Origin of the sequence: Variovorax sp. UMC13 (assembly GCF_014170375.1) — a bacterium.
Taxonomy (GTDB): Bacteria; Pseudomonadota; Gammaproteobacteria; order Burkholderiales; family Burkholderiaceae_C; genus Variovorax.
On record NZ_LZZW01000010.1, the window covers coordinates 341,309 to 363,812 of the forward strand.

20 protein-coding genes are annotated in these 22,504 nt (G+C 69.1%); 11 read left to right on the forward strand and 9 right to left on the reverse strand.

Translation table 11 applies throughout. The features are described 5' to 3' along the window. Positions 1–134: 134 nt before the first annotated feature. From xdhB to A9977_RS06575, 3 genes are all read right to left on the reverse strand, one after another. Positions 135–2,570 carry a xanthine dehydrogenase molybdopterin binding subunit gene (gene xdhB / locus A9977_RS06565; RefSeq protein ID WP_183024066.1) on the reverse strand — a complete coding sequence of 812 codons (2,436 nt, stop codon included), beginning with the start codon at positions 2,568–2,570 and terminating at the stop codon, positions 135–137. 1 nt (position 2,571) lies between these two features. Beyond that, positions 2,572–4,179 (reverse strand): xanthine dehydrogenase small subunit, encoded by a 1,608-nt coding sequence (gene xdhA / locus A9977_RS06570; RefSeq protein WP_183024067.1) that lies wholly within the window; start codon positions 4,177–4,179, stop codon positions 2,572–2,574. Between the two features lie 191 nt (positions 4,180–4,370). After that, a complete protein-coding gene (locus A9977_RS06575; RefSeq protein ID WP_183024068.1) occupies positions 4,371–5,633 on the reverse strand; it encodes an Nramp family divalent metal transporter in 1,263 nt (420 codons plus the stop codon). A 99-nt stretch (positions 5,634–5,732) separates the two neighbouring features. Between A9977_RS06575 and A9977_RS06580 the strand changes: the two genes are divergently transcribed. Then, on the forward strand, positions 5,733–6,566 hold the full coding sequence (locus A9977_RS06580; protein WP_183024069.1) for an alpha/beta hydrolase: 834 nt from the start codon (positions 5,733–5,735) through the stop codon (positions 6,564–6,566). A 6-nt stretch (positions 6,567–6,572) separates the two neighbouring features. On the opposite strand, the gene A9977_RS06585 is transcribed toward A9977_RS06580, so the two are convergent. After that, complete coding sequence (locus A9977_RS06585; RefSeq protein WP_183024070.1) at positions 6,573–7,907, reverse strand: glycerate kinase; 1,335 nt, start codon at positions 7,905–7,907, stop codon at positions 6,573–6,575. Between the two features lie 54 nt (positions 7,908–7,961). Further along, positions 7,962–9,167: a urate hydroxylase PuuD gene (locus A9977_RS06590; protein WP_183024071.1), complete on the reverse strand. Its 1,206-nt coding sequence runs from the start codon at positions 9,165–9,167 to the stop codon at positions 7,962–7,964. A 232-nt stretch (positions 9,168–9,399) separates the two neighbouring features. Between A9977_RS06590 and A9977_RS06595 the strand changes: the two genes are divergently transcribed. Further along, positions 9,400–9,753, forward strand: a complete 354-nt coding sequence (locus A9977_RS06595; protein ID WP_183024072.1) for a VOC family protein — start codon at positions 9,400–9,402, stop codon at positions 9,751–9,753. Positions 9,754–9,769: 16 nt separating this feature from the next. Here A9977_RS06595 and xdhC read toward each other — a convergent pair whose 3' ends face one another. Continuing rightward, positions 9,770–10,570 carry a xanthine dehydrogenase accessory protein XdhC gene (gene xdhC / locus A9977_RS06600; protein ID WP_183024073.1) on the reverse strand — a complete coding sequence of 267 codons (801 nt, stop codon included), beginning with the start codon at positions 10,568–10,570 and terminating at the stop codon, positions 9,770–9,772. Between the two features lie 68 nt (positions 10,571–10,638). Here xdhC and A9977_RS06605 point away from each other — a divergent pair, with 68 nt between their 5' ends. Next, complete coding sequence (locus A9977_RS06605) at positions 10,639–11,154, forward strand: hypothetical protein (protein ID WP_183024074.1); 516 nt, start codon at positions 10,639–10,641, stop codon at positions 11,152–11,154. On the opposite strand, the gene A9977_RS06610 is transcribed toward A9977_RS06605, so the two are convergent. Then, positions 11,135–12,058 carry a LysR family transcriptional regulator gene (locus A9977_RS06610; RefSeq protein WP_183024075.1) on the reverse strand — a complete coding sequence of 308 codons (924 nt, stop codon included), beginning with the start codon at positions 12,056–12,058 and terminating at the stop codon, positions 11,135–11,137. The two genes, A9977_RS06605 and A9977_RS06610, sit on opposite strands and share 20 nt — an antisense overlap. Positions 12,059–12,227: 169 nt before the next feature. On the opposite strand from A9977_RS06610, the gene A9977_RS06615 reads away from it, so the two are divergent. Both A9977_RS06615 and A9977_RS06620 read left to right on the forward strand, forming a co-directional pair. Then, positions 12,228–13,601, forward strand: coding sequence for an aspartate aminotransferase family protein (locus tag A9977_RS06615; RefSeq protein ID WP_183024076.1), 1,374 nt, complete (start codon positions 12,228–12,230; stop codon positions 13,599–13,601). A 14-nt stretch (positions 13,602–13,615) separates the two neighbouring features. Beyond that, a complete protein-coding gene (locus A9977_RS06620; RefSeq protein WP_183024077.1) occupies positions 13,616–14,494 on the forward strand; it encodes a transporter substrate-binding domain-containing protein in 879 nt (292 codons plus the stop codon). Positions 14,495–14,500: 6 nt separating this feature from the next. Here A9977_RS06620 and uraH read toward each other — a convergent pair whose 3' ends face one another. Beyond that, positions 14,501–14,851 carry a hydroxyisourate hydrolase gene (uraH, locus tag A9977_RS06625; protein ID WP_183024078.1) on the reverse strand — a complete coding sequence of 117 codons (351 nt, stop codon included), beginning with the start codon at positions 14,849–14,851 and terminating at the stop codon, positions 14,501–14,503. Positions 14,852–14,935: 84 nt separating this feature from the next. Between uraH and A9977_RS06630 the strand changes: the two genes are divergently transcribed. The 5 genes from A9977_RS06630 (at position 14,936) to A9977_RS06650 (ending at position 20,304) form a co-directional block, all read left to right on the forward strand. Then, complete coding sequence (locus A9977_RS06630; protein ID WP_183024079.1) at positions 14,936–15,601, forward strand: GntR family transcriptional regulator; 666 nt, start codon at positions 14,936–14,938, stop codon at positions 15,599–15,601. Next, the gene (puuE, locus tag A9977_RS06635; RefSeq protein ID WP_183024080.1) at positions 15,598–16,542 is read left to right on the forward strand and encodes an allantoinase PuuE; all 945 of its coding nucleotides are present in this window, start codon (positions 15,598–15,600) and stop codon (positions 16,540–16,542) included. The genes A9977_RS06630 and puuE overlap by 4 nt, the downstream gene beginning before the upstream one ends. Positions 16,543–16,702: 160 nt before the next feature. Next, complete coding sequence (gene uraD, locus A9977_RS06640; RefSeq protein WP_183024081.1) at positions 16,703–18,490, forward strand: 2-oxo-4-hydroxy-4-carboxy-5-ureidoimidazoline decarboxylase; 1,788 nt, start codon at positions 16,703–16,705, stop codon at positions 18,488–18,490. A 17-nt stretch (positions 18,491–18,507) separates the two neighbouring features. Then, a complete protein-coding gene (locus tag A9977_RS06645) occupies positions 18,508–19,734 on the forward strand; it encodes an ArgE/DapE family deacylase (RefSeq protein WP_183024082.1) in 1,227 nt (408 codons plus the stop codon). A gap of 141 nt (positions 19,735–19,875) precedes the next feature. After that, the gene (locus A9977_RS06650; protein ID WP_183024083.1) at positions 19,876–20,304 is read left to right on the forward strand and encodes a YciI family protein; all 429 of its coding nucleotides are present in this window, start codon (positions 19,876–19,878) and stop codon (positions 20,302–20,304) included. A gap of 40 nt (positions 20,305–20,344) precedes the next feature. On the opposite strand, the gene A9977_RS06655 is transcribed toward A9977_RS06650, so the two are convergent. Continuing rightward, positions 20,345–20,764, reverse strand: coding sequence for a hypothetical protein (locus A9977_RS06655; RefSeq protein ID WP_183024084.1), 420 nt, complete (start codon positions 20,762–20,764; stop codon positions 20,345–20,347). 238 nt (positions 20,765–21,002) lie between these two features. On the opposite strand from A9977_RS06655, the gene A9977_RS06660 reads away from it, so the two are divergent. After that, on the forward strand, positions 21,003–22,499 hold the full coding sequence (locus A9977_RS06660) for a nucleobase:cation symporter-2 family protein (RefSeq protein ID WP_183024085.1): 1,497 nt from the start codon (positions 21,003–21,005) through the stop codon (positions 22,497–22,499). The last annotated feature ends 5 nt before the right edge of the window (positions 22,500–22,504 follow it).

The window sequence follows — 22,504 nt, forward strand, 5'->3', positions numbered from 1 at the left end:
GTGTCGCTCCGCCAACCCCCTACCGGGGGCGACACCAGCGGCCCGGCAAAGCCGGTTCCGCGGTGTCTCACGAAAGAGGAAAAGAAGTCGAGCATGGCGAGTCTGTCGGTCACGCTGCGAAGTCTAAGTGCTGCCTATCCCTGCACGGCCGTGATCGCGGCCAAAATCGCCTCGCTGGTCGCGGGCGCGCGCAGCGGCGGGTCGATCCGGTGCCCGCCGGCGGCCGAGACGGCGTCGCGGATCGCGAAGAAGACCGAGAAGGGCAGCAGCAGCGGCGGCTCGCCCACGGCCTTGCTGCGGTGGATCGAATCCTCGGCGTTGGGGCCGTCGAACAGCCGCACGTTGAACACGGGCGGGCAGTCGTTGGCGGTCGGGATCTTGTAGGTGCTGGGGGCGTGGGTCGTGAGCTTGCCGCTCTGCGGATGCCAGACCAGTTCCTCGGTCGTGAGCCAGCCCATGCCCTGGATGAAGGCGCCCTCGACCTGGCCGATGTCGATCGCCGGGTTCAGCGAGCGGCCCGCGTCCTGCAGGATGTCGGCGCGCAGCAGCTTCCACTCGCCGGTCAGCGTGTCCACCACCACCTCGCTCACGGCCGCGCCGTAGGCGAAGTAGTAGAAGGGCCGGCCCTTGAGCCGGTCGCGGTCCCAGCTCAGGCCCGGCGTGGCGTAGAAGCCGTCGGACCAGAGCTGCACCCGGTCGATGTAGGCCTCGCCCACCAGCGTGGCGAAGCTCAGCGTGCGGCCGGCGACCTCGACCTGGTCGTTGGCGAAGCGCACGTCGGCCGGCTCGCCGCCATGGCGCGCGGCGGCGCACACGGCCAGCCGCTCGCGGATCTGGCGCGCCGCGTCCTGCGCGGCCTTGCCGTTGAGGTCGGCGCCGGTCGAGGCCGCGGTGGCCGAGGTGTTGGCGACCTTGGTGGTGTCGGTGGCGCTCACGCGCACGCTCTCGAAGCCCACGCCCAGCTCGTGCGCCACCACCTGGGCCACCTTGGTGTTGAGCCCCTGCCCCATCTCGGTGCCGCCGTGGTTCACCAGCACCGAGCCGTCGCTGTAGACATGGACCAGCGCGCCCGCCTGGTTGAAGTGCTTGACGTTGAAGGAGATGCCGAACTTGAGCGGCGCCAGCGCCAGGCCGCGCTTGAGCACCGGGCTCGTGCGGTTGAAGGCGGCGATCGCCTCGCGTCGCGCGCGGTAGTCGCTGCTCTGCTCGAGCTCGGCCACCAGTTCGTGGATCACGTTGTCGGTCACCACCTGCTCGTAGGGCGTGACGTTGCGCTCGTCCTTGCCGTAGAAGTTGATGCGCCGCACGTCCAGCGGATCGCGGCCCAGCGCGCGCGCCACGGTGTCGAGGATGTTCTCGACCGCGATCGCGCCCTGCGGCCCGCCGAAACCGCGGAAGGCGGTATTGCTCTGGGTGTTGGTCTTGCCCGAATAGCCGTGCATCGACACCTCGGGCAGCCAGTAGGCGTTGTCGAAGTGGCACAGCGCGCGGGTCATCACCGGCCCCGACAGGTCGGCCGAGTGGCCGGCGCGCGAGACCATCGAGATCTCCGCGCCCAGCAGCCGGCCCTCGTCGTCGTAGCCGACCTCGTAGTCGTACCAGAAGCAATGGCGCCGGCCGGTGACCATGAAGTCGTCGTCGCGGTCCAGCCGCAGCTTGACCGGGCGCTGCAGCTTGTTCGCCGCCACCGCCGCCACGCAGGCGAACAGGCCCGACTGCGATTCCTTGCCGCCGAAGCCGCCGCCCATGCGCCGGCATTCGACATGCACCTCGTTGGCATGCAGGTGCAGCGCGTGCGCCACCAGGTGCTGCATCTCGCTCGGGTGCTGGGTCGAGCAGTGCACATGCATGCCGCCGCCCTCCTTCGGAATCGCGTAGCTGATCTGGCCCTCGAGGTAGAACTGCTCCTGCCCGCCCACGTCGAGCGTGGCCTTCAGCCGGTGCGGCGCGGCCGCGATGGCGGCCCGCACCGCCGCCTGCTCGTCGCCGCCCGGGGCGGAGGCGCTGCGCCGCAGGTGCATCGGCGGCACCACGTACTGGCCGCGCGCGTGCGCGTCCTGCGGCGTGAGCACCGGCGGCGCGGCCTCGACCGTGAGCACCTCCTTGGCGCGCGCGGCCACGCGGCGGGCGATGTCGCGCGTCTGCGCGATCACCGCGAACACCGGCTGGCCCAGGTAGCGGATGTCGCCGCTGCACAGGATCGGGTCGTCGTGCACGATCGAGCCGCAATCGTTGCTGCCCGGGATGTCGGCCGCCGACAGCACCGCCACCACGCCGGGCAGCGCGCGCAGCTGGTCGAGGTCCATGCCGGTCAGGCGGCCATTGGCCACCGGCGACAGGCCCAGCGCGCAATGCAGCGTGCCGCGCAGTTCGGGGATGTCGTCGATGTAGGTGGCCTCGCCGGCCACGTGCAGCTGCGCCGATTCGTGCGGGCGGCTGATGCCCACGCGCGCGCCGCCGTCGTGCGCCTTGGCCTCGGCACCGCGGTCGATGCGCGCCAGGATGTTGGCCTCGTAGTCGGCAAAAGCCTCGGCGGGCTGGAGCAGCAAGGCGTCGATGGACTTGTTCATCTCAGGCTCCTTGGACCGTGGCGGTGGCCGCGGCCGGCAGCACGTCGTGGGGCATCACGCTCCAGACGCTGGTGGATGCAGGCGGCAGCGCGTCGGTGGCGCGGGTTTCCAGCCACAGGCGCTGGACCAGGTTCTGCGCCACCTGCAGCCGGTAGGCGGCCGAGGCGCGCATGTCCGACAGCGGCTGGAAGTCGTCGGCCAGCGCCTGCTGCGCGGCCTTCACGCTGGCCTGCGTCCAGGGCTGGCCCAGCAGCGCGGCCTCGGCCCCGGCCGCGCGCTTGACGATGCCGGCCATGCCGCCGAAGGCCAGCCGCACCTCCTTCACCGTGTCGCCGTCGAGCGCGAGTGCGAAGCCCGCGCACAGCGCCGAGATGTCGCAGTCGAAGCGCTTGCTGATCTTGTAGGCCCGCACCTGGCGCTGCAGCGCGGCCAGCGGCACCGACAGGCCCTGGACGAACTCGCCGGGCTCGAGCCGGTTCTTCATGTAGTCGAGGTAGAAGTCGGTCAGCGGCAGGCGGCGCGTGCGCTCGCCGCGGCGCAGCTCGATCTGCGCGTCCAGCGCCATCAGCACCGGCGGCGAGTCGCCGATGGGCGAGCCGTTGGCCACGTTGCCGCCCATGGTGCCCGCGTGGCGGATCGGCGGCGAGGCGAAGCGCAGCCAGACATCGACCAGCGAAGGCGCGCGCTGCGCCAGCGCGCTCCAGGCGGCTTCGAGCGAGGCGCCGGCGCCGATGTAGAGCGCGTCGCCGCGCTCCTCGACCACCTTGAGCTCGGCCACGTCGCCCACGTAGAGGATGTCGCCCAGGTCGCGGAACTGCTTGTTGACCCACAGGCCGACGTCGGTCGAGCCCGCGAGCAGCCGTGCCTCGGGCTTGCTCTCGCGCAGCGCGGCCAGGGCGGCCAGCGTGGTCGGCGCGTGGAAGTGGTCCTGGCGGCCGTCCCTCGCGGCGGCATAGTCGAAGGTGCCGTCGCGCCGCAGGCCCTCGAGCGCCTGCACCACCGGCCGGGTGTCGAAAGGCATCGCGGGCAGATCGAACATGCGCTGGCCGGCATCGAGGATCGGCCGGTAGCCGGTGCAGCGGCACAGGTTGCCCGACAGCTCGTCGGCCAGCTGCTGGCGGCTCGGGCGGGTGCCCGTGGCCTTGTGGTGTTCGTAGCTGGACCACAGCGACATCACGAAACCGGGGGTGCAGAAGCCGCACTGCGAGCCGTGGCAGTCGACCATCGCCTGCTGCACCGGATGCAGGCGCTGCACCGGGTGCTTGTCGTGGCGCGCGGCGTCGTGCGTGCGCTCGGCGGCGCAGCGCGACTTCAGGTCCTCGACCGTGAACAGCGCCTTGCCGTGCAAGGTGGGCAGGAACTGGATGCAGGCGTTGACCGTTTCCAGCTTCAGGCCGCCGACGGCGCCGGGCGTGCCCTCGGGCGCCAGCTCGCCGATGACCACGGTGCAGGCGCCGCAGTCGCCTTCGTTGCAGCCTTCCTTGGTGCCGGTGCAATGGGCGTCCTCGCGCAGCCAGTCGAGCACCGAGCGCGTGGGATGCACGCCGCCCACCTCGATGGTGCGGCCCTGGTGGAAAAAGCGGATCGGTGAAGTCGTCGTGGGCGTCATGTTCTGGTGCGGCTCGGGTCGGTCGGGGCGCTGCGTTTCGCCCATTTCGGGCGGTGCATTCCGCCCATGCTGGAACTTAAGGCCCGCAGGCCTCTGTTTCATACGGACGTCACCATAGTGGCTATATGGGCAAGCCGCTGGCGGGCCGCCGATGCAGCCATTGTCGTCCCGCCGGCAGCCCGGCGAAAGACTCAGAAGAACAGATCGCGCGCCATCATCAGCACCGCGAAACCCATGAGCGCGGTGCCGCCCCAGCCCAGCCAGCGGGTGCGCCGGCTCGAGACGAAAACGCCCATCACGCGCTCCTTGGCGACCAGCATCATCATGGCCGCCATGATCGGCACCGCCACCACGCCGTTGACCACCGCGCTCCAGTACAGCGCCTTCATCGGGTCGATGGGCGTGAAGTCCAGCGCGGTGCCGACCAGCGTCGCGATGCCGATGATCCCGTAGAAGGGCTTGGCCTCGCGCCAGTGCAGTTCCAGCCCCTCGTCCCAGCCGAAGGCCTCCGCCACCGCATAGGCCGCCGAAGAGGCCAGCACCGGCACCGCCAGCAGGCCGGTGGCGATGATGCCGCCGGCGAACAGCCAGAAGGCGAAGTCGCCGGCCAGCGGGCGCAGCGCCTCGGCGGCTTGCGCGGCCGAGGTCACGTCGTGGATGCCCGCGGTGTAGAGCACCGAGGCCCCCACCACCATCACGAAGAAGGCGATGGTGTTGGAGAAGATCATGCCGATCCAGGTGTCGAGCTTGACCCGCCGCAGCCCGCGCCAGATCTCGGCCTCGGTGCCGACGTGGCTCACGCCGCCGCCCTTCTGCCGCAGCTCCTCGACTTCCTGCGAGGCCTGCCAGAAGAACAGGTAGGGCGAGATCGTCGTGCCCAGCAGCGCGACGATCATCATCCAGTAGTCGCTGCTCCACTGCAGCTGCGGCACCACCAGATCGTGCAGCACCCTGGCCCAGGGCACCTTGACCGCGAACACCGTCGCCACATAGGCGAACAGCGTCAGCGTGAGCCACTTGAGGATGTGCGCGAGCCGGCGGTAGGGCACGAAGATCTGCAGCAGCACCGTGACCACGCCGAACGCGAGCGAATGGAAGTGCTGGCCGCCGCCGACCACCAGCTGCAGCGCCTCGCCCATGGCGCCGATGTCGGCCGCAATGTTGATGGTGTTGGCCAGCACCAGCAGCCCGATCAGGCCCAGCAGCAGCCAGCGCGGCATGTGGTCGCGCAGGTTGGCCGCCACGCCCTTGCCGGTGACCCGGCCGATGCGCGCCGACACCATCTGGATCGCGATCATGAAGGGCAGCGAGAGGAACACCGTCCAGAGCAGGCCGGTGCCGAACTGCGCGCCGGCCTGGGTGTAGGTGGCGATGCCCGAGGGATCGTCGTCCGCCGCACCGGTGACGACGCCGGGGCCCACGTGGCTGAGGAAGGACGGGATCCGGTTTTTCATGGGTGCGAAGCTAGCATGGGAGGATGGGGCGAAACTGACGAAATCACGGACTCACCCGATGCGGCGAAACTAGGGCCTGTCTGTCTTCCAGGAGCCTCCTTGTCATCCAAAGCCTCCCGCATCGCACTCTCGGCCTCGGCCGCCGCCCTCGGCAGCCTCGCGGCCTACTGGACGCTCCTGGCCACGCGGCAGGGGCATATCCTGTTCAACGCCCGCAAGCTGCCCGTGGTGCACCTGTCCGAGCACTTCTCCACCTACTCGCACACGGTGCCGGGCGGCATGGTGCGCGGCTATGTCTACCACCCGCTGGGCGAAGAGGCGCTGCAGGACCTGTTCATCTATTTCGCCGGCCGCGGCGAGGACGTGCGGGCCACGGCCCAGGCGCTGCACTGGCTGCCCGAGGGCTTCGGCCTGGCGGCCTTCAACTACCGCGGCGTGGCCGATTCGCAGGGCGACCCGTCGGAGATCGCCTCGGTCGCGGACGCGATCCAGTTCGCCAGCCACCTGCGCCGCGCCTTCCCGCGCGCGCGGCTGCATGTGGTGGGCCGCAGCCTGGGCACGGGCGTGGCCATCCAGCTGGCGGCGCAGCGCGACTTCGCGAGCCTGCAGCTGGTGACGCCCTACGACTCGATGCTGGAGGTGGCGAAGAAGCGCTTCCCGCTGGTGCCGCTGGCGCTCTTGCTGCGGCACCGCTTCGACTCGCTCAAGCACAGCCAGGAGGTCGCGGCCAAGACCCAGGTGCTGCTGGCCGAGCACGACGTGGTGGTGCTGCCCGAGCGCTCGCAGAAGCTCATCGACGCCTGGCCCACGCCCGTCCAGGTCCAGACGGTGGCGGATTCGGACCATCACAACATCATGGGCCTCGAGGCGACCTGGCTGCACCTGGTCGACTTCGCACTGACGACCGTGCTGCCCGAGACCAAGGCCGCCTGACACGGCTCAGAGAATCAGCAGCGCCCGGAAGTCGTTGACGTTGGTGTGGGTCGGCCCGGTGACCAGCAGGTCGCCGATCGCGTCGAAATAACCGTAGGCGTCGTTGCGGTCCAGGTGGTCGGACAGCTTGCGGCCCGCGGCCGTGGCGCGCGCCAGCGTGTCGGGCGTGACGAAGGCACCGGCGTTGTCCTCGACGCCGTCGATGCCGTCGGTGTCGGCGGCCAGTGCCCAGACCTGTTCCTGGCCCATCAGCGCGCCGGCCAGCCCCATGCAGAACTCGCCGGCCCGGCCGCCCCGGCCCTTGGCCTGGCCGGGCTGGCGCGGCCGGATCGTGACCGTGGTCTCGCCGCCCGACAGGATCACGCAGGGCCGCGCGAAGGGCTCGCCGCGCAGCGCCACGGCACGCGCCAGCGCTGCATGCACCTTGCCGACCTCGCGCGACTCGCCCTCGATCTCGTCGCTGAGGATGTGCGCCGCGATGCCCGCATCGCGCGCGGCCTGGGCGGCCGCTTCGAGCGACTGCTGGGGCGTGGCGATCAAAAAGGTTTCATGGCCCTGGAAGACGGCGTCGGCCGGCTTGGGCGTCTCGAGTTCACCGCTCTCCAGCCGGGCCCGTACCGGCGCGGGCACCTCGATGCCGTAGCGGTCGAGAACCGCCAGCGCGTCGGCGCAGGTGGTGGCGTCGGGCACGGTCGGGCCGCTGGCGATCACGGCCACGTCGTCGCCGGGCACGTCGCTGATGGTCAGCGTCAGCACGCGGGCCGGCGCGCAGGCCGCGGCCAGCCGGCCGCCCTTGATGCGCGACAGGTGCTTGCGCACGCAGTTCATCTCGCCGATGCCGGCGCCGCTCTCCAGCAGCTGCTTGTTGATCCGCTGCTTGTCTTCCAGCGTCAGGCCTTCGGCCGGCAGCACCAGCAGCGAGGAGCCGCCGCCCGAGATCAGGCACAGCACCAGGTCGTCGGCCGTCAGGCCCTGGGTCAGCGCGAGGATGCGTTCGGCGGCCTGCATGCCGGCCGCATCGGGCACGGGGTGGGCCGCCTCGACGATCTCGATGCGTTGCGGCACGCCTTCGGGGCGCGGCGGGATGTGCTCGTAGCGCGTGACCACCAGCCCCGACAGCGGCGCCTCGGCCGGCCACAGCGCCTCCAGCGCCTGCACCATCGAGCCGGCCGCCTTGCCCGCGCCCAGCACCAGCGTGCGGCCCTTGGGCGGCGGCGGCAGGTGCGCGCCCAGCGTGTGCAGCGGCAGCGCGCGCTCGACGGCCGCGCGGTAGAGGTGTTCGAGGAAGGCGCGCGGCGCCGTGCGGGGATCGGGGGCGGTGACCGGGGTCGAGGCTGTCATGTGTGGCTTGTCTCCAATGCCGGAATTCTGCCGCACCGGCCGCCCCGCCCTCACCTACTCGGTCTTTGCGCCGGCCTGGAACCAGCGGCCGATCAGCGCCCGCTCCGCGTCGGTGATCTGGGTCGCGTTGTTCATCGGCATGATCTTCGTGACCACCACCTGCTGGTAGACCGCCTGCGCATGGGCCGCGACCTGGTCGGGCGTGTCCAGCCGCACGTTCTTCATCTGCACGGCCGCGCCGTGGCACATGTAGCAGCGCTGCTCCAGCACCTTCTGCACGTCGCCGAAGGCCACCTTGGGCACCACGGCGCCGGCCACCGGCGCGGCCACCGGTTCGGGCTTCATCCAGACGATGGTCAGGCCCAGCACCGCGATGCCAAACAGCGCATAGGGCAGCGGATGGCGCGCATTGCCCAGCTTGAAGCGGTGGCGCACCACGAAGAACTGGCGAATGGCCGCGCCGCCCAGCATGATCAGCAGCAGCACCACCCAGTTGTACTTGTGGGTGTAGGTGAAGCTGTAATGGTTGCTCAGCATCGCGAACAGCACCGGCAGCGTGAAGTAGGTGTTGTGCACGCTGCGCTGCTTGCCGCGCTGGCCGTGCACCGGGTCGACCGGCCGGCCCTCGCGCAGCGCCTGCACGTTCTTGCGCTGGCCGGGGATGATCCAGAAGAACACGTTGCCGCTCATGGTCGTGGCCATCATCGCGCCGACCAGCAGGAAGGCCGCGCGGCCGGCGAACCACTGGCAGGCCAGCCAGGTCGCGAAGGCGATGAAGATCGCGATCAGCACGCCGACGATGGTGTCGCCGTTCTTGCGCCGCCCGAAGATCTGGCAGATGCCGTCGTAGACGATCCAGAACACGACGAAGAAGGCCAGCGCCACCGAAATCGCGGCGCCCGGCTGCCAGTCCATCTTGCTCTTGTCGATCAGGTAGGTGCTGGCGTTCCACAGATAGGACATCGTGAACAGCGCGAAGCCGGTGAGCCAGGTCGAATAGCTCTCCCAGTACGACCAGTGCAGGTGGTCCGGTACCTTCTTGGGCGCCAGCGTGTACTTCTGCATGTTGTAGAAGCCGCCGCCGTGCACCGCCCACTGCTCGCCGCCCACGCCCTTGTCGAGCGACTCCTGGTCGTGCGGTTTCTCGAGGCTGTTGTCCAGCATCACGAAATAGAAGGAGGCACCGATCCAGGCGATGGCGGTGATGACGTGGACCCAGCGCAGCAGCAGGTTGGCCCAGTCGAGGTAGTAGCTTTCCATGCTCAACCTTGTCGGCGCGTGGGTGCGCCTTGTGAGGGTTTGGATCTGCTCACCACTGCGGGCGCTGTAAGCAGATGAATGGCCGCGAACGCAGGTCTGGCGACCTCGCTCCGCTGCGGCTTGTTGTGGACCAAAGTGTATACACATTTCCTCCGTGTCTGGTGGTTTTTATGGGCAGGGATTTACCGTATCGACCAGCACAATCCGGGCCACCTTCACGCATTGGAACGCCATGGCAGCCACGGGCCGGGATCGGCAGATCGACAACCTCGAGTTCAACGTCGCGGACATCGCGCGCAGCAAGGCCTTCTACGGCGCGGTGTTTGGCTGGGCCTTCACCGACTACGGTCCCACCTACACCGAGTTCAGCGACGGCCGGCTGACCGGCGGCTTCACCACGGGCGAGCCGGTGCGGCCGGGCGGCCCGCTGGTGATCCTGTATGCCGACGACCTGGCCGAAACGCAGCGGCGCATCGAAGCCGCGGGTGCGGCGATCTCCCGGCCGGTGTTCGCCTTTCCGGGCGGCCGCCGCTTCCACTTCACGGACCCGGACGGCTACGAGCTCGCGGTCTGGTCGGCGCCCTGAGCCGGCCCGGCGGCGCTCATTGCATCAGCAGCTGCGCCGCCACCGCGACCGCGATCACCTCGGGCTCCTTGCCCTCGATGCCCGGCACGCCGATCGGGCAGGTGATGCGCGCCAGCTCCTCGGGCGTGAAGCCGCGCGCCTCGAGCCGGTGGCGAAAGGTCGCCCACTTGGTCTTGCTGCCGATCAGGCCCACGAAGGGTAGGTCGTCGCGCGCGCGCAGGCGCTGCAGGCAGGCGATCACCACGTCGAAGTCCTCGGCATGGCTGAAGCTCATGATCAGCACGCACGAGCCCGGCGCCAGCCCGGCCACCGCGCCCTGGACCGGTTCGGAATGCTCGGTCTCGATCTGCACCGGCAGCGCGGGCGCGAACACGCCCTCGCGGCTGTCGATCCAGCGCACCGAGAAAGGCAGCGTGGCCAGCAGGCGGGCCAAGGCGGCCCCCACATGCCCGCCGCCGAACAGCGCGACCGGCTTGAAGTGCGCGCTGAGCTCGCGGGTCAGCGCCGGCACGTCGCGCGCGATGACCCGCTGGAAGGCCAGGAACACCACGCCGCCACAGCACTGCCCCAGGCTGGGGCCCAGCGGGTAGCGGCGCACGGCCTCGATCGGCTCGCCGCCGGCCAGCCAGGCGCGCGCCTCCTGCACCGCCTGGAATTCGAGCTGGCCGCCGCCGATGGTGCCGGTCAGGTCGTCCTGCCAGACCGCCATCCAGGTGCCGGCCTCGCGCGGCACCGAGCCCTGCGTGGACGCGACGCGCACCAGCACCGCGGCTTCGCGGCCGAGGCGCTGCAGCAGTTCGTCGAGGGCCGGGATCATCGCGGGATTGTCCTCCCGGATCACACGCCGATGCATGGGCCTGGCGTATGCACGGTATAACGTCGGCGATGATTTTCCGCCTCACCCCGCGCCATGTCGCGCTCGCCGCCGCCCTGTCCGCCACGCTCTGGCTCGCCGGTTGCGGCACCGCCCCCACCGCCACCACGCCCGGCCAGGTGCCCGGCCAGCTCAGCGGCGCCACCTCCGCGCCGCCGGGCCCGGTCCAGCAGCCGGCGCCCCGCGCATCGGTCGCGGCCAACCCGCGCGAGTACCGGCGCGACGCCGCCCGCCACGTCTACGACGCCAACAAGGACCGCATCTACGGCGGCAAGCTGCCGGCCGTGCTCTATGCCGTGGGCACGCTGCAGGTGAACCTCGACGCGGGCGGCAAGGTGCTGTCGATGCACTGGATGCGTGCCCCCCAGCATGCGCCGGAAGTGATCGCGGAGATCGAACGCACCGTGCTCGCCGCCGCGCCCTTCCCGCCGGCGCAGCGCCTGGGCCCGGTGACCTGGACCGACACCTGGCTGTGGGACAAGGGCGGCCGCTTCCAGCTGGACACCCTCACCGAGGGACAGCTGTAGCCACGCACGGGGACGGCGCCCCGCTGCAGATCCGTTCCCACAACTGGCCGACCACCGCCCGCGCCTGCGTCCGGGCGCGGTAGGCCACGATGCTCACCCCCACATCCCAGGCGCCCTCGCCCACCGGCACCAGGTCGGCCAGCCGCCCGGCGACGAAGGAGCTGTCGGGCAGCCAGGCGATGCCCAGGCCCTGCGACGCCAGGTCGCCCAGCACGTCGGTCATCTCGGCCTCGAAGGCCCGGTAGCCGAACAGCGGCTGCGACGATTGCTCGATGGCCGAATCGACCACGCGCGCGAAGTAGCCGCTGGCCGAGTACATGAGCAGCGGCACCGGCCGCTCCGGCGTGCCCGGCAGCCCGAGCCCGCCCGAGGCGGCCAGCGCGCGCGACGCATAGGGCCGCACCTGCTCCACCCCCAGTTCGTGCCGCTCGAAGCGCGCCATGTCGAGCTGGATCGGATGCGCCGCCTGGTGGAAGCCGATCAGGATGTCGGCCGAGCCCGCATTAAAGGCCGACACCGTGTCGTGCACGTTGCCCACCTCCAGGCTGCAGGTGATCGCGCCTTCGCCCGACCATTGCCGCCACCATCCCGGCAGCCGCGTGCTGGCCAGCGCATAGGTCGAGGCGATGCGCACGTGGTTGCGCGAGGGCGCGTCGCCGATCGCGGCCTTGGCGTCGGCGATCTGGTCGAGCAGCCCGGTCGCGACCTTGCGGAAACGCTCGCCCGCCGGCGTGAGCCGGGTCGGGAACGCGGCGCGGTCGATGAGCTTGGCGCCCAGCCATTGCTCCAGCGCCTGGATGCGGCGGCTGAACGCGGCCTGCGACACGTTGCGCATCTCGGCCGCGCGGGTGAAGTTCTGCACTTCGGCCAGTGTCACGAAGTCCTGAAACCAACGGGTGTCCATTGCCTGATTTGCTCCTTTGCCACGACCTTTTGCAAGTCGCATGCCGATTCGATTTGCGCATCGGCCATGCGTGACGCGCATTGCGGCCGGATGCAAACTCAACATTGGACCGCAGGCCGCCCGCTCGCGACCATCACGAATCCCCTCTTCACAACCCAAAGGATTCATCATGAGCGAGCAACTTCGCGCGGCGGCCAAGGAATACATGGTCCGCTACGGCGGCGACACCTTCCCCAACCTGTTCCGCAGCGCCCGCGGCGCCATCGTGATCGACGACACCGGCCGCGAGATCCTCGACTTCACCTCGGGCCAGATGTGCGCCACCATCGGCCACAACCACCCGGCCATCGTGCGCGCGGTGCACGAGGCCGGCGAGAAGGCCTTCCACATGTTCAGCGGCATGATCCCCGAGGTGGTGGCCGAGCTGGCGCAGAAGATGGCGACCGACTGGATGCCCGCGCCGCTGACCAAGTCGATCTTCGTCAACACCGGCTCCGAGAGCAACGAGGTGGCGCTGCGCATGGCGAAGATGTACACCGGCGGCTTCGAGATCCTGGCCGTGGGCGGCTCCTGGCACGGCGTCACGGGCGGCACCAGCGCCGTGTCCTTCGCCAGCGACCGCAAGGGCTACGGCGTGCACGTGCCCGGCGTGTTCGTGATGCCCGAGCCCAACGCCTACCGGCCCTACATCCAGGGCATGTCGGCCGAGGAGTCCGCGCTGACCTGCCTCGAGCTCGGCCTCAAGATGTACGACATGGCCTCGACCGGCCGCCGCGCGGCCATCATCATCGAGCCCATCATCAGCGCCGGCGGCGTGCTGGTGCCGCCCAAGTCGTACATGCAGGCCCTGCGCAAGGCGGCGGACGATCGCGGCATGCTGCTGATCTTCGACGAGGCCCAGACCGCCTTCGGCCGCATCGGCCACCGCACCGCCTCGGATTTCTACGGCGTGGTGCCGGACATCATGTCGGTCAGCAAGACCATGGGCGGCGGCCTGCCGCTGGCCGCGACGGTGACCAGCCCGAAGATCGAGCAGGACGTGTTCGAGAAGGGCTTCACCTTCTACACCAGCCACGTCTCCGATCCGCTGCCCGCCACCGTGGGCCTGGCCGTGCTCGAGACCATCCGCAGCGAGGGCCTGATTGAACGCGCCCGCAGCACCGGCGCCTACCTGCGCGGCCAGCTGCTCGACATGCAGAAGCGCTACGAGGCCATCGGCGACGTGCGCGGCGAAGGCCTGCTGCTGGGCGTGGAACTGGTGCAGGACCGCGACTCGCGCCTGCCCTACCACGAGCTGGGCGCGCGCACCACGAAGAAGTGCTTCGAGCTGGGCCTGAGCATGAACATCCGGCGCCGGCCCGAGCGCGGCTCGGTCTGGCGCATCGCGCCGCCGCTCAACGTGCACCTCGAGGAGGTCGACCGCGCCGTCGCCATCCTCGACCGCGCGCTGCGCGAGAGCCTGGACGAGATCGCGCGGCCCGCGCCCGTGGCGCGCGCGGACGCGAAGGTGGCCGGCAAGGCCGTCGCGGCGGCGAACAACTGAAGGGCGGCGTCACCATGACCCGACCTCTTCTCCTCGGCGTCGCGCTGGCCCTCGCCTGCCTGGGCGCCGGCGCGCAGGACAGTGGCACGCTCGCCAAGGCCCGGGCCGCGGGCAGCGTCACGATGGGCGTGCGCGACGCCTCGCCGCCGCTTTCGTACTCGCTGGGCACCGGCTATGCGGGCTACCACGTCGAACTGTGCGAGCAGATGTTGTCGAAGCTGCTGCCCGGCGTCGCGATCCGGCAGATGGCCGTGACCTCGCAGAACCGGCTGCCGCTGCTGCAGAACGGCACCATCGACATCGAGTGCGGCTCGACCACCAACAACGCGGCCCGCCAGCAGCAGGCCGCGTTCGCCCACACGACCTACATCACCGAAGCGCGCTTCGCGGTGCGGGCCGCGAGCGGCATCGGCTCGGTCGAGCAGCTCAAGGGCAAGACGGTGGTGACGACCACCGGCACCACGCTGGTCCAGCGGCTGCGCCGGCTCGAGCAGGAGCGGCACATCACGGTGGTGCTGGCCAAGGACCATGCGGAGAGCTTCCTGCTGCTGGAGAGCGGGCGCGCCGACGCCTTCGCGATGGACGACAACACGCTGGCCGGCAACATCGCCAACGCGCGCAACCCCGGCGACTTCAGGATCGTGGGCAAGCCGCTGGGCATCGAGCCGATCGCGATCATGCTGCGCAAGGACGATCCGGCCTTCAAGAGTGCGATCGACGGCTACCTGGCCGCGGCCATGGCCTCGGGCGCGCTGGAGAAGCTCTATGCCAAGTGGTTCATGGCGCCGATCCCGCCCAAGAACGCGGTCATCAACATCCCGCTGAGCGATTCGCTCAAGGCCGCGTTCCTCGCGCCCAACGACCGGCCGGCCGAGGCCTACGAGGAGAAGTAGCGCCGCTCAGGACCCGCGGTAGGTGGAGTAGCTCCACGGGCTGACCAGCAAGGGCACGTGGTAGTGCTGGTCGGTGTGGGCCACGCCGAAGTCCAGCGAGACCTTGTCCAGGAAATTGGGCTCGGGCAGCTGCACCCCGCGGGCCTTGAAATAGGCCGCCACGTCGAAGGTCAGGCGGTAGGTGCCCACGCGCAGGCTGGCGTTGTCGTAGAGCGGCCCGTCGCTGCGGCCGTCGGCGTTCAGGGTGAAGCGCTTGACCAGCGTGGCCTGTTCGCCCTGCGTGGTGTACAGCGCCACCGCCATGCCGGCGGCGGGCCCGCCGTGCATCGTGTCCAGTACGTGGGTGCTCAGGCCCATGGCTCGCTCCTTCGGTCCGGCGGTGCCGGTAGTTTGGTGGACAAAAGTGTATACAGTTGTGGGATTCAGGTCTATCATGAATGCATGGAGTCCTCCACCACCGGCGCGATCGTCGACGCCCTCACCAAGGCGATTGTCGAGCACCGCCTGCAACCCGGCAGCAAGCTCGCCGAACAGAAACTGGCCGACCATTTCGGCGTCTCGCGCACGCTGGTGCGCCAGGCGCTGTTCCAGCTGTCGCAGAACCGGCTGATCCGGCTCGAGCCCGCGCGCGGCGCCTTCGTGGCCGCGCCCACGGTCGACGAGGCACGGCAGGTCTTCGCGGTGCGCCGCATGCTCGAAGCCGAGATGACGCGCGCCTTCGTCCGCCAGAGCACGCCGGCCCGGATCAAGGCGCTGCGCGAACACGTGGCGCACGAGAAGGACGCGGTGTCCGGCGGCAGCGCCCGCCAGCGCAACGAACTGCTGGGCGACTTCCACGTGCGCATGGCCGAGCTCATGGGCAACGAGGTGCTGGCGCAGATGCTGGGCGAACTGGTCTCGCGCTGCGCACTCATCACGCTGATGTACCAGAGCACGAGCGCGGCCGAGCACTCGCACGACGAGCACGCCGACATCGTGAAGGCGCTGGCCGCCCGCGACGAGGAGCGCGCGGTGCGCCTGATGACCGAACACCTGGAACACGTCGAGGCCGAACTCACCTTCGACCGCAAAGTCCCCACCAACGACATCTCGCAAGCCTTGTCATGACCGTTTACGACTCCACCCTGCCCTACCCGCGCGACCTGGTCGGCTACGGCCGCAACCCGCCGCATGCGCGCTGGCCCGGCGGCGCCCGCATCGCGGTGCAGTTCGTCCTCAACTACGAGGAAGGCGGCGAGAACGCCACGCTGCACGGCGACGCGGGCTCCGAGCAGTTCCTGTCCGAGATGTTCAATCCGGCCAGCTACCCGGACCGCCACATCAGCATGGAAGGCATCTACGAGTACGGCTCGCGCGCCGGCGTCTGGCGCATCCTGCGCGAGTTCGAGAAGCGCGGGCTGCCGCTGACCGTGTTCGGCGTGGGCATGGCGCTGCAGCGCCATCCCGAACTCACGGCCGCCTTCCAGGAACTGGGCCACGAGATCGCCTGCCACGGCTGGCGCTGGATCCACTACCAGAACCTCGACGAGGCCACCGAGCGCGAACACATGCGCCTGGGCATGGAAGCCATCGAGCAGCTCACCGGCGAACGCGCGCTGGGCTGGTACACCGGCCGCGACAGCCCGCGCACCCGCCGACTGGTGGCCGACTACGGCGGCTTCGAATACGACAGCGACTACTACGGCGACGACCTGCCCTTCTGGATGAAGGTGCAGAAGACCGACGGCACGGTGGTGCCGCAGCTCATCGTGCCCTACACGCTGGACGTCAACGACATGCGCTTCGCGCTGCCGCAGGGCTACTCGCACGCCGATCCCTTCTTCCAGTACATGAAGGACAGCTTCGACGCGCTCTATGCCGAAGGCGACCCGGACGGCGACGACAGCCCCAAGATGATGAGCATCGGCATGCACTGCCGCCTGCTCGGACGCCCGGGCCGCATCACCGCGCTGCAGCGCTTCCTGGACCACATCGCGCAGCACGACAAGGTCTGGGTCTGCCGCCGCGTGGACATCGCGCGCCACTGGAAGCAGGTTCACCCGGTATGACGTCGGCCACGGTTCGTCGCACGCTGCCTTCCTCCTTCCCCCTCCGGGGGAAGGCCGGGATGGGGGCCTGCGCCCGAGCCGAAGCTTCCGCATCTTCAAGCGCCGCGTGCCCCCACCCCTGCCCTCCCCCAGCGGGGGAGGGAGCCAGACAAGGAACGATATGAGCCAGACGAATCTGACCGTTGCCCAACTCAACGCCGCCGCGCCGGCCGAGGCCATCGCGCTGCTCGACGGCGTCTACGAGCACTCGCCCTGGATCGCCGAGCGCGCGCTGGCCGCACGGCCCTTCCGCTCGCTCGCGCACCTCAAGCATGCGCTGGCGCAGGTGGTGAACACCGCCGCGGCCGACGAGCAGATCGGCCTGATCGCGGCCCACCCCGAGCTCGCCGGCAAGGCCATGGTCAGCCAGACGCTCACGGCCGAGTCGACCAACGAGCAGCGCAAGGCCGGCCTGACCGACTGCACGCCCGAGGAGTTCGCGCAGATCCAGCAGCTCAACGCCGACTACAACGCGAAGTTCGGCTTCCCCTTCATCCTCGCGGTGCGCGGCCCGCGCGGCACCGGCCTGCCCCGGCGCGAGATCATCGAGACCTTCGCGCGCCGGCTGCACCACCACCCGGCCTTCGAGCGCGGCGAGGCGCTGCGCAACATCCACCGCATCGCCGAGATCCGGCTCGACGACAAGTTCGCCGTCGACCTTGCGCTGGGCAACGACGTCTGGGACTGGCAGGAACAGCTGTCGGTCCACACCGATCCCGGCTATGCCGAGAAGGGCCAGCTCACCGTCACCTACCTGACCGACGCGCACCGCGCCTGCGCCGCGCAGATCTCGGCGCTGATGCTGGCCACCGGTTTCGACTCGGTGCACATCGACGCGGTCGGCAATGTCGTGGGCCGATATGAAGGCGCCACGCCCGACGCCAAGACCCTGCTCACCGGCTCGCACTACGACACCGTGCGCAACGGCGGCAAGTACGACGGCCGGCTGGGCATCTTCGTGCCCATCGCCTGCGTGCGCGAGCTCAAGAAGCAGAACAGGCGCCTGCCCTTCGCCTTCGAGGTGGTGGGCTTCGCGGAAGAGGAAGGCCAGCGCTACAAGGCGACCTTCCTGGGCTCCGGCGCGCTCATCGGACACTTCGATTCCCGCTGGCTCGACCAGAAGGACGCCGACGGCATCACCATGCGCGAGGCCATGCAGCACGCGGGCCTCCAGGAAGAGGACATCCCGAAGATCCAGCGCGATCCGGCGCGCTACCTGGGCTTCGTCGAGGTGCACATCGAGCAGGGCCCGGTGCTGACCGAGCTCGACCTGCCGCTGGGCATCGTGACCTCGATCAACGGCAGCGTGCGCTACGTGGGCGAAGTCATCGGCATGGCCAGCCATGCCGGCACCACGCCCATGGACCGGCGCCGCGACGCCGCCGCCGCGGTGGCCGAGCTGATCCTCTACACCGAGCGGCGCGCCGCGCAGGATGGCGACTCGGTCGGCACCGTGGGCATGCTCGAAGTGCCCAGCGGCTCGATCAACGTGGTGCCGGGCCGCTGCAAGTTCAGCCTGGACCTGCGCGCGCCCAACAACACGCAGCGCGACGCGCTGGCCACCGACGTGGTGGCCGAGCTCCAGGCCATCTGCGAGCGCCGCGGCGTGCGCTTCGAGCTGGAAGAAACCATGCGCGCCGCCGCCGCGCCCAGCGCGCCCGCCTGGCAGCAGCGCTGGGAGACGGCGGTCGATGCCCTGGGCATCCCGCTGTTCCGCATGCCCAGCGGCGCCGGCCACGACGCGATGAAGCTGCACGAGGTGATGCCGCAGGCCATGCTCTTCGTGCGCGGCATCAACTCGGGCATCAGCCACAACCCGCTCGAATCGAGCACCAACGACGACATCCAGTTGGCGGTCCAGGCCTTCCAGCACCTGCTCGAAGGCCTGACCACCGACCCCGCCCCCTGATTCGGAGAAGACACGACATGACCGACTACGCCAAGCTCGACGCCTGGATCGACGCCCACTTCGACGAGGAAGTGAAGTTCCTGCAGCAACTGGTGCAGGTGCCCACCGACACGCCGCCCGGCAACAACGCGCCGCACGCCGAGCGCACGGCCGAGCTGCTGAAGGACTTCGGCTTCGAGGCCGAGAAGCATGCCGTGCCCGCGCAGGAAGTGCAGGACTACGGTCTCGAGTCGATCACCAACCTGATCGTGCGCCGGCCCTACGGCAGCGGCGGCCGCACGGTGGCGCTCAACGCGCACGGCGACGTGGTGCCCCCGGGCGACGGCTGGACGCACGACCCGTATGGCGGCGAGATTGCCGAGGGCAGCCTCTACGGCCGCGCCGCGGCGGTCAGCAAGAGCGACTTCGCCAGCTTCACCTTCGCGCTGCGTGCACTCGAGGCCGTGGCCAAGCCCACCCAGGGCGCGGTCGAGCTGCACTTCACCTACGACGAGGAATTCGGCGGCATCCTCGGCCCGGGCTGGCTGCTCAAGAACGGCCTGACGAAGCCCGACCTGATGATCGCGGCCGGCTTCAGCTACGAAGTGGTCACGGCCCACAACGGCTGCCTGCAGATGGAAGTCACGGTGCACGGCAAGATGGCACACGCGGCCATCCCCACCACCGGCGTCGACGCGCTGCAGGGCGCGGTCAAGATCCTCAACGCGCTCTATGCGCAGAACACGCGCTACCAGCAGGTCACGTCGAAGGTCGAGGGCATCACCCATCCCTACCTCAACGTCGGGCGCATCGAAGGCGGCACCAACACCAACGTGGTGCCCGGCAAGGTGGTGTTCAAGCTCGACCGCCGCATGATCCCCGAGGAGAACCCGGTCGAGGTCGAGGCCGCCATCCGCCAGGTGATCGCCGATGCGGCCGCCGAGAGCGCGGGCATCACGGTCGAGATCAAGCGCCTGCTGCTGGCCAATTCGATGAAGCCGCTGGCCGGCAACAAGCCGCTGGTCGACGCGATCCAGAAGCACGGCCAGGACGTGTTCGGCGAACCCATCAAGGCCATGGGCACGCCGCTCTACACCGACGTGCGCCTCTACGGCGAAGCCGGCATCCCCGGCGTGATCTACGGCGCCGGCCCACGCACCGTGCTCGAATCGCATGCCAAGCGCAGCGACGAGCGCGTGGTGCTCGAAGACCTGCGGCGCGCGACCAAGGTCATCGCACGCACGCTGGCCGACCTGCTGGGCTGAGCGCAGCGCCCGCTGCCGTGCCATGCGGCGTCGATGCCGCTGCCTGGTGGCCGGCGGGCGACGCACCGTCGATTGGCGCCGCGTCCCTCGTCGCGCTAAAGTGGACCGAGGGCCTTTCCTCTGTCTACCAAGGAGATCGACATGCGTTTCATGGTGATGGTGAAAGCGACGAAGGACAGCGAAGCGGGCGTGATGCCCACCCAGGAAGAATTCGCCGCGATGGGTGCCTTCAACGAGCAACTCGTCAAGGCCGGCGTGATGGAGGCCGGCGAGGGCCTCCACCCGAGTTCCCGGGGTGCCAGGGTCGCGTTTTCCGGCAAGGATCGGCGTGTGATCGACGGGCCTTTCCCCGCGACGCAGGAACTGGTCGCGGGCTTCTGGATCTGGAAGTGCGCCTCGCTGCAGGAGGCGATCGAATGGGTCAGGAAATGCCCCAACCCGATGCGCACGGACTCCGAGATCGAGATCCGGCAGATCTTCGCACCGGAAGATTTCGGCGACGCGCTGACCCCCGAACTGCGAGAACAGGAAGAGCGGCTGCGCCGGGAAAGCCAGTCGCGCGCCGACTGACGCGAGACGCCTTTACCGCCTGGTGCCGCCAACCGGGCAGCTACTGCGCCACGAAGGCAATCACCTCGCCATTCACGTTGCGTTTGTAGAAGAGCATGTTGTCCTTGACCCGCACGTCGTTGCAGCTGCTCTCGATGGTCTTGCGCATGTCCTGGCAGAGCTTGTCACCTTCGAGTCTCACCTTGCCGTCCAGCATGCCCGCTTCTCCTTGCATGGCGATCCGGTAGCCGGAATCGGCCCCGAAATCCAAGGTCAGGGACTTGCCGTCCGCTCGCTTGCCGACGAACTTCTTGCCTTCGAGACCCTTGAGCGTTTCGGCCGTCAAGGGCGTCGCGTCGGTCGGAAATTCCTTGGGCTGCGCGCTCGCGACACCCATCCAGATCGCGGCGATCCAGACACCCGCATTCCGGCAGCTTCGAGGAACGGCGGCAGCACCGAGGCATGGACGGTTGGAAGTCATGGGCAACTCCTTCTGGTCGTTGGGTGGACACGAGGCCGGACGCCATCTTGCTTCGCAACCCGCCATCGCATCCCATTTTTTGTGAAACCTTTTGTTTTAGATTTCTCTGAAATTTGCGCCTTCACGGCCGCCGCAGCCGTGCTTCCAGACCGATAGAAAACACTATTGCGCACATCTTTGTATACAGTTAATGTGGACTGATCGTCGACCTTCGTCGTTTTCAGCAGGAGTTTTCGCCATGAGCACTCACTCGTCCGCACCGCCCGCCACGGTCCATCCCGTGGACCAGCGGCTCCCTCTCGGCAAGGTTTCGGCCCTCGGGCTGCAGCATGTGCTGGTGATGTATGCCGGGGCCGTCGCGGTGCCGCTGATCGTGGGCCGCGCGCTCAAGCTCACGCCCGACGAGGTCGCGCTGCTGATCTCGGCCGATTTGTTCTGCTGCGGCATCGCCACGCTGATCCAGTCGCTGGGCGCCACGCAATGGTTCGGCATCAAGCTGCCGGTGATGATGGGCGTGACCTTTGCCTCGGTCGCGCCGATGGTGGCGATCGCCAATGCCAACCCCGGCACCGCGGGGGCACAGCTGCTGTTCGGCTCGATCATCGGGGCCGGCGTCATCTCGATCCTGATCGCGCCCATGGTCAGCCGCATGCTGCGCTTCTTCCCGCCGGTGGTCACCGGCACGATCATCGCGGTGATCGGCATCAGCCTGATGCGCGTGGGCATCAACTGGATCTTCGGCAACCCCTTCGGCCCGACCGCGCCCGCGGTGGTCGACCCGGTCTATGCCAAGTGGCTGGCCGAGGTCACCTCGCCGGGCAGCTCGATCCCGCCGGTGCCCAAGGGCTTCGCGATCATGCCCACCATGCCCAACCCCAAGTACGCCGACCTCACGGGCCTGGGCGTGGCCGCGCTGGTGCTGGTGTCGATCCTGCTGATCGTGAAGTACGCCAAGGGCTTCGTCGCCAACATCTCGGTGCTGCTGGGCATCGTGATCGGCGCGGTGGTGGCCTCGGTGATGGGCATCATGACCTACGAGAAGGTCGGCAAGGCGCCCTGGTTCGACGTGGTGCTGCCCTTCCACTTCGGCATGCCGGCCTTCGATCCGATCCTGATCCTCACCATGACGCTGATCATGATCGTGGTGATGATCGAGTCCACCGGCATGTTCCTGGCGCTGGGCGAGATGACCGACCGCAAGGTCGACCAGAAGGCGCTGGCCAAGGGCCTGCGCACCGACGGCCTGGGCACGCTGATCGGCGGCATCTTCAACACCTTCCCCTACACCAGCTTCTCGCAGAACGTGGGCCTGGTGGCGGTCACCGGCATCAAGAGCCGCTATGTCTGCGCGGCCGGCGGCGTGATCCTGGTGGTGCTGGGCCTGCTGCCCAAGATGGCGGCGCTGATCGAGTCGCTGCCCACCGTGGTGCTGGGCGGCGCGGGCCTGGTGATGTTCGGCATGGTGGCCGCCACCGGCATCCGCATCCTCTCGGGCGTGGACTTCAAGACCAACCGCCACAACCCGATGATCGTCGCGGTGTCGATCGGCGTCGGCATGATTCCGCTGATCGCGCCCAACTTCAAGCAGTGGATGCCGCACGGCCTGCACTCGCTGATCGAGTCGGGCATTTTGCTGGCCTCGATCACGGCGGTGCTGCTGAACCTGTTCCTCAATGGCGCCAAGCACGACGAGCAGGCTGTGATCGCCGCGGCCAAGCAGGCCGAGGCGCACTGAACCGG

Coding starts and splice junctions, on each gene's coding strand:
- xdhB (WP_183024066.1), bottom strand. CDS start 2,570: ATGAACAAGTCCATCGACGCCTTGCTGCTCCAGCCCGCCGAGGCTTTT.
- xdhA (WP_183024067.1), bottom strand. CDS start 4,179: ATGACGCCCACGACGACTTCACCGATCCGCTTTTTCCACCAGGGCCGC.
- A9977_RS06575 (WP_183024068.1), bottom strand. CDS start 5,633: ATGAAAAACCGGATCCCGTCCTTCCTCAGCCACGTGGGCCCCGGCGTC.
- A9977_RS06585 (WP_183024070.1), bottom strand. CDS start 7,907: ATGACAGCCTCGACCCCGGTCACCGCCCCCGATCCCCGCACGGCGCCG.
- A9977_RS06590 (WP_183024071.1), bottom strand. CDS start 9,167: ATGGAAAGCTACTACCTCGACTGGGCCAACCTGCTGCTGCGCTGGGTC.
- A9977_RS06595 (WP_183024072.1), top strand. CDS start 9,400: ATGGCAGCCACGGGCCGGGATCGGCAGATCGACAACCTCGAGTTCAAC.
- xdhC (WP_183024073.1), bottom strand. CDS start 10,570: ATGATCCCGGCCCTCGACGAACTGCTGCAGCGCCTCGGCCGCGAAGCC.
- A9977_RS06605 (WP_183024074.1), top strand. CDS start 10,639: ATGATTTTCCGCCTCACCCCGCGCCATGTCGCGCTCGCCGCCGCCCTG.
- A9977_RS06610 (WP_183024075.1), bottom strand. CDS start 12,058: ATGGACACCCGTTGGTTTCAGGACTTCGTGACACTGGCCGAAGTGCAG.
- A9977_RS06615 (WP_183024076.1), top strand. CDS start 12,228: ATGAGCGAGCAACTTCGCGCGGCGGCCAAGGAATACATGGTCCGCTAC.
- A9977_RS06620 (WP_183024077.1), top strand. CDS start 13,616: ATGACCCGACCTCTTCTCCTCGGCGTCGCGCTGGCCCTCGCCTGCCTG.
- uraH (WP_183024078.1), bottom strand. CDS start 14,851: ATGGGCCTGAGCACCCACGTACTGGACACGATGCACGGCGGGCCCGCC.
- A9977_RS06630 (WP_183024079.1), top strand. CDS start 14,936: ATGGAGTCCTCCACCACCGGCGCGATCGTCGACGCCCTCACCAAGGCG.
- puuE (WP_183024080.1), top strand. CDS start 15,598: ATGACCGTTTACGACTCCACCCTGCCCTACCCGCGCGACCTGGTCGGC.
- uraD (WP_183024081.1), top strand. CDS start 16,703: ATGAGCCAGACGAATCTGACCGTTGCCCAACTCAACGCCGCCGCGCCG.
- A9977_RS06645 (WP_183024082.1), top strand. CDS start 18,508: ATGACCGACTACGCCAAGCTCGACGCCTGGATCGACGCCCACTTCGAC.
- A9977_RS06650 (WP_183024083.1), top strand. CDS start 19,876: ATGCGTTTCATGGTGATGGTGAAAGCGACGAAGGACAGCGAAGCGGGC.
- A9977_RS06655 (WP_183024084.1), bottom strand. CDS start 20,764: ATGACTTCCAACCGTCCATGCCTCGGTGCTGCCGCCGTTCCTCGAAGC.
- A9977_RS06660 (WP_183024085.1), top strand. CDS start 21,003: ATGAGCACTCACTCGTCCGCACCGCCCGCCACGGTCCATCCCGTGGAC.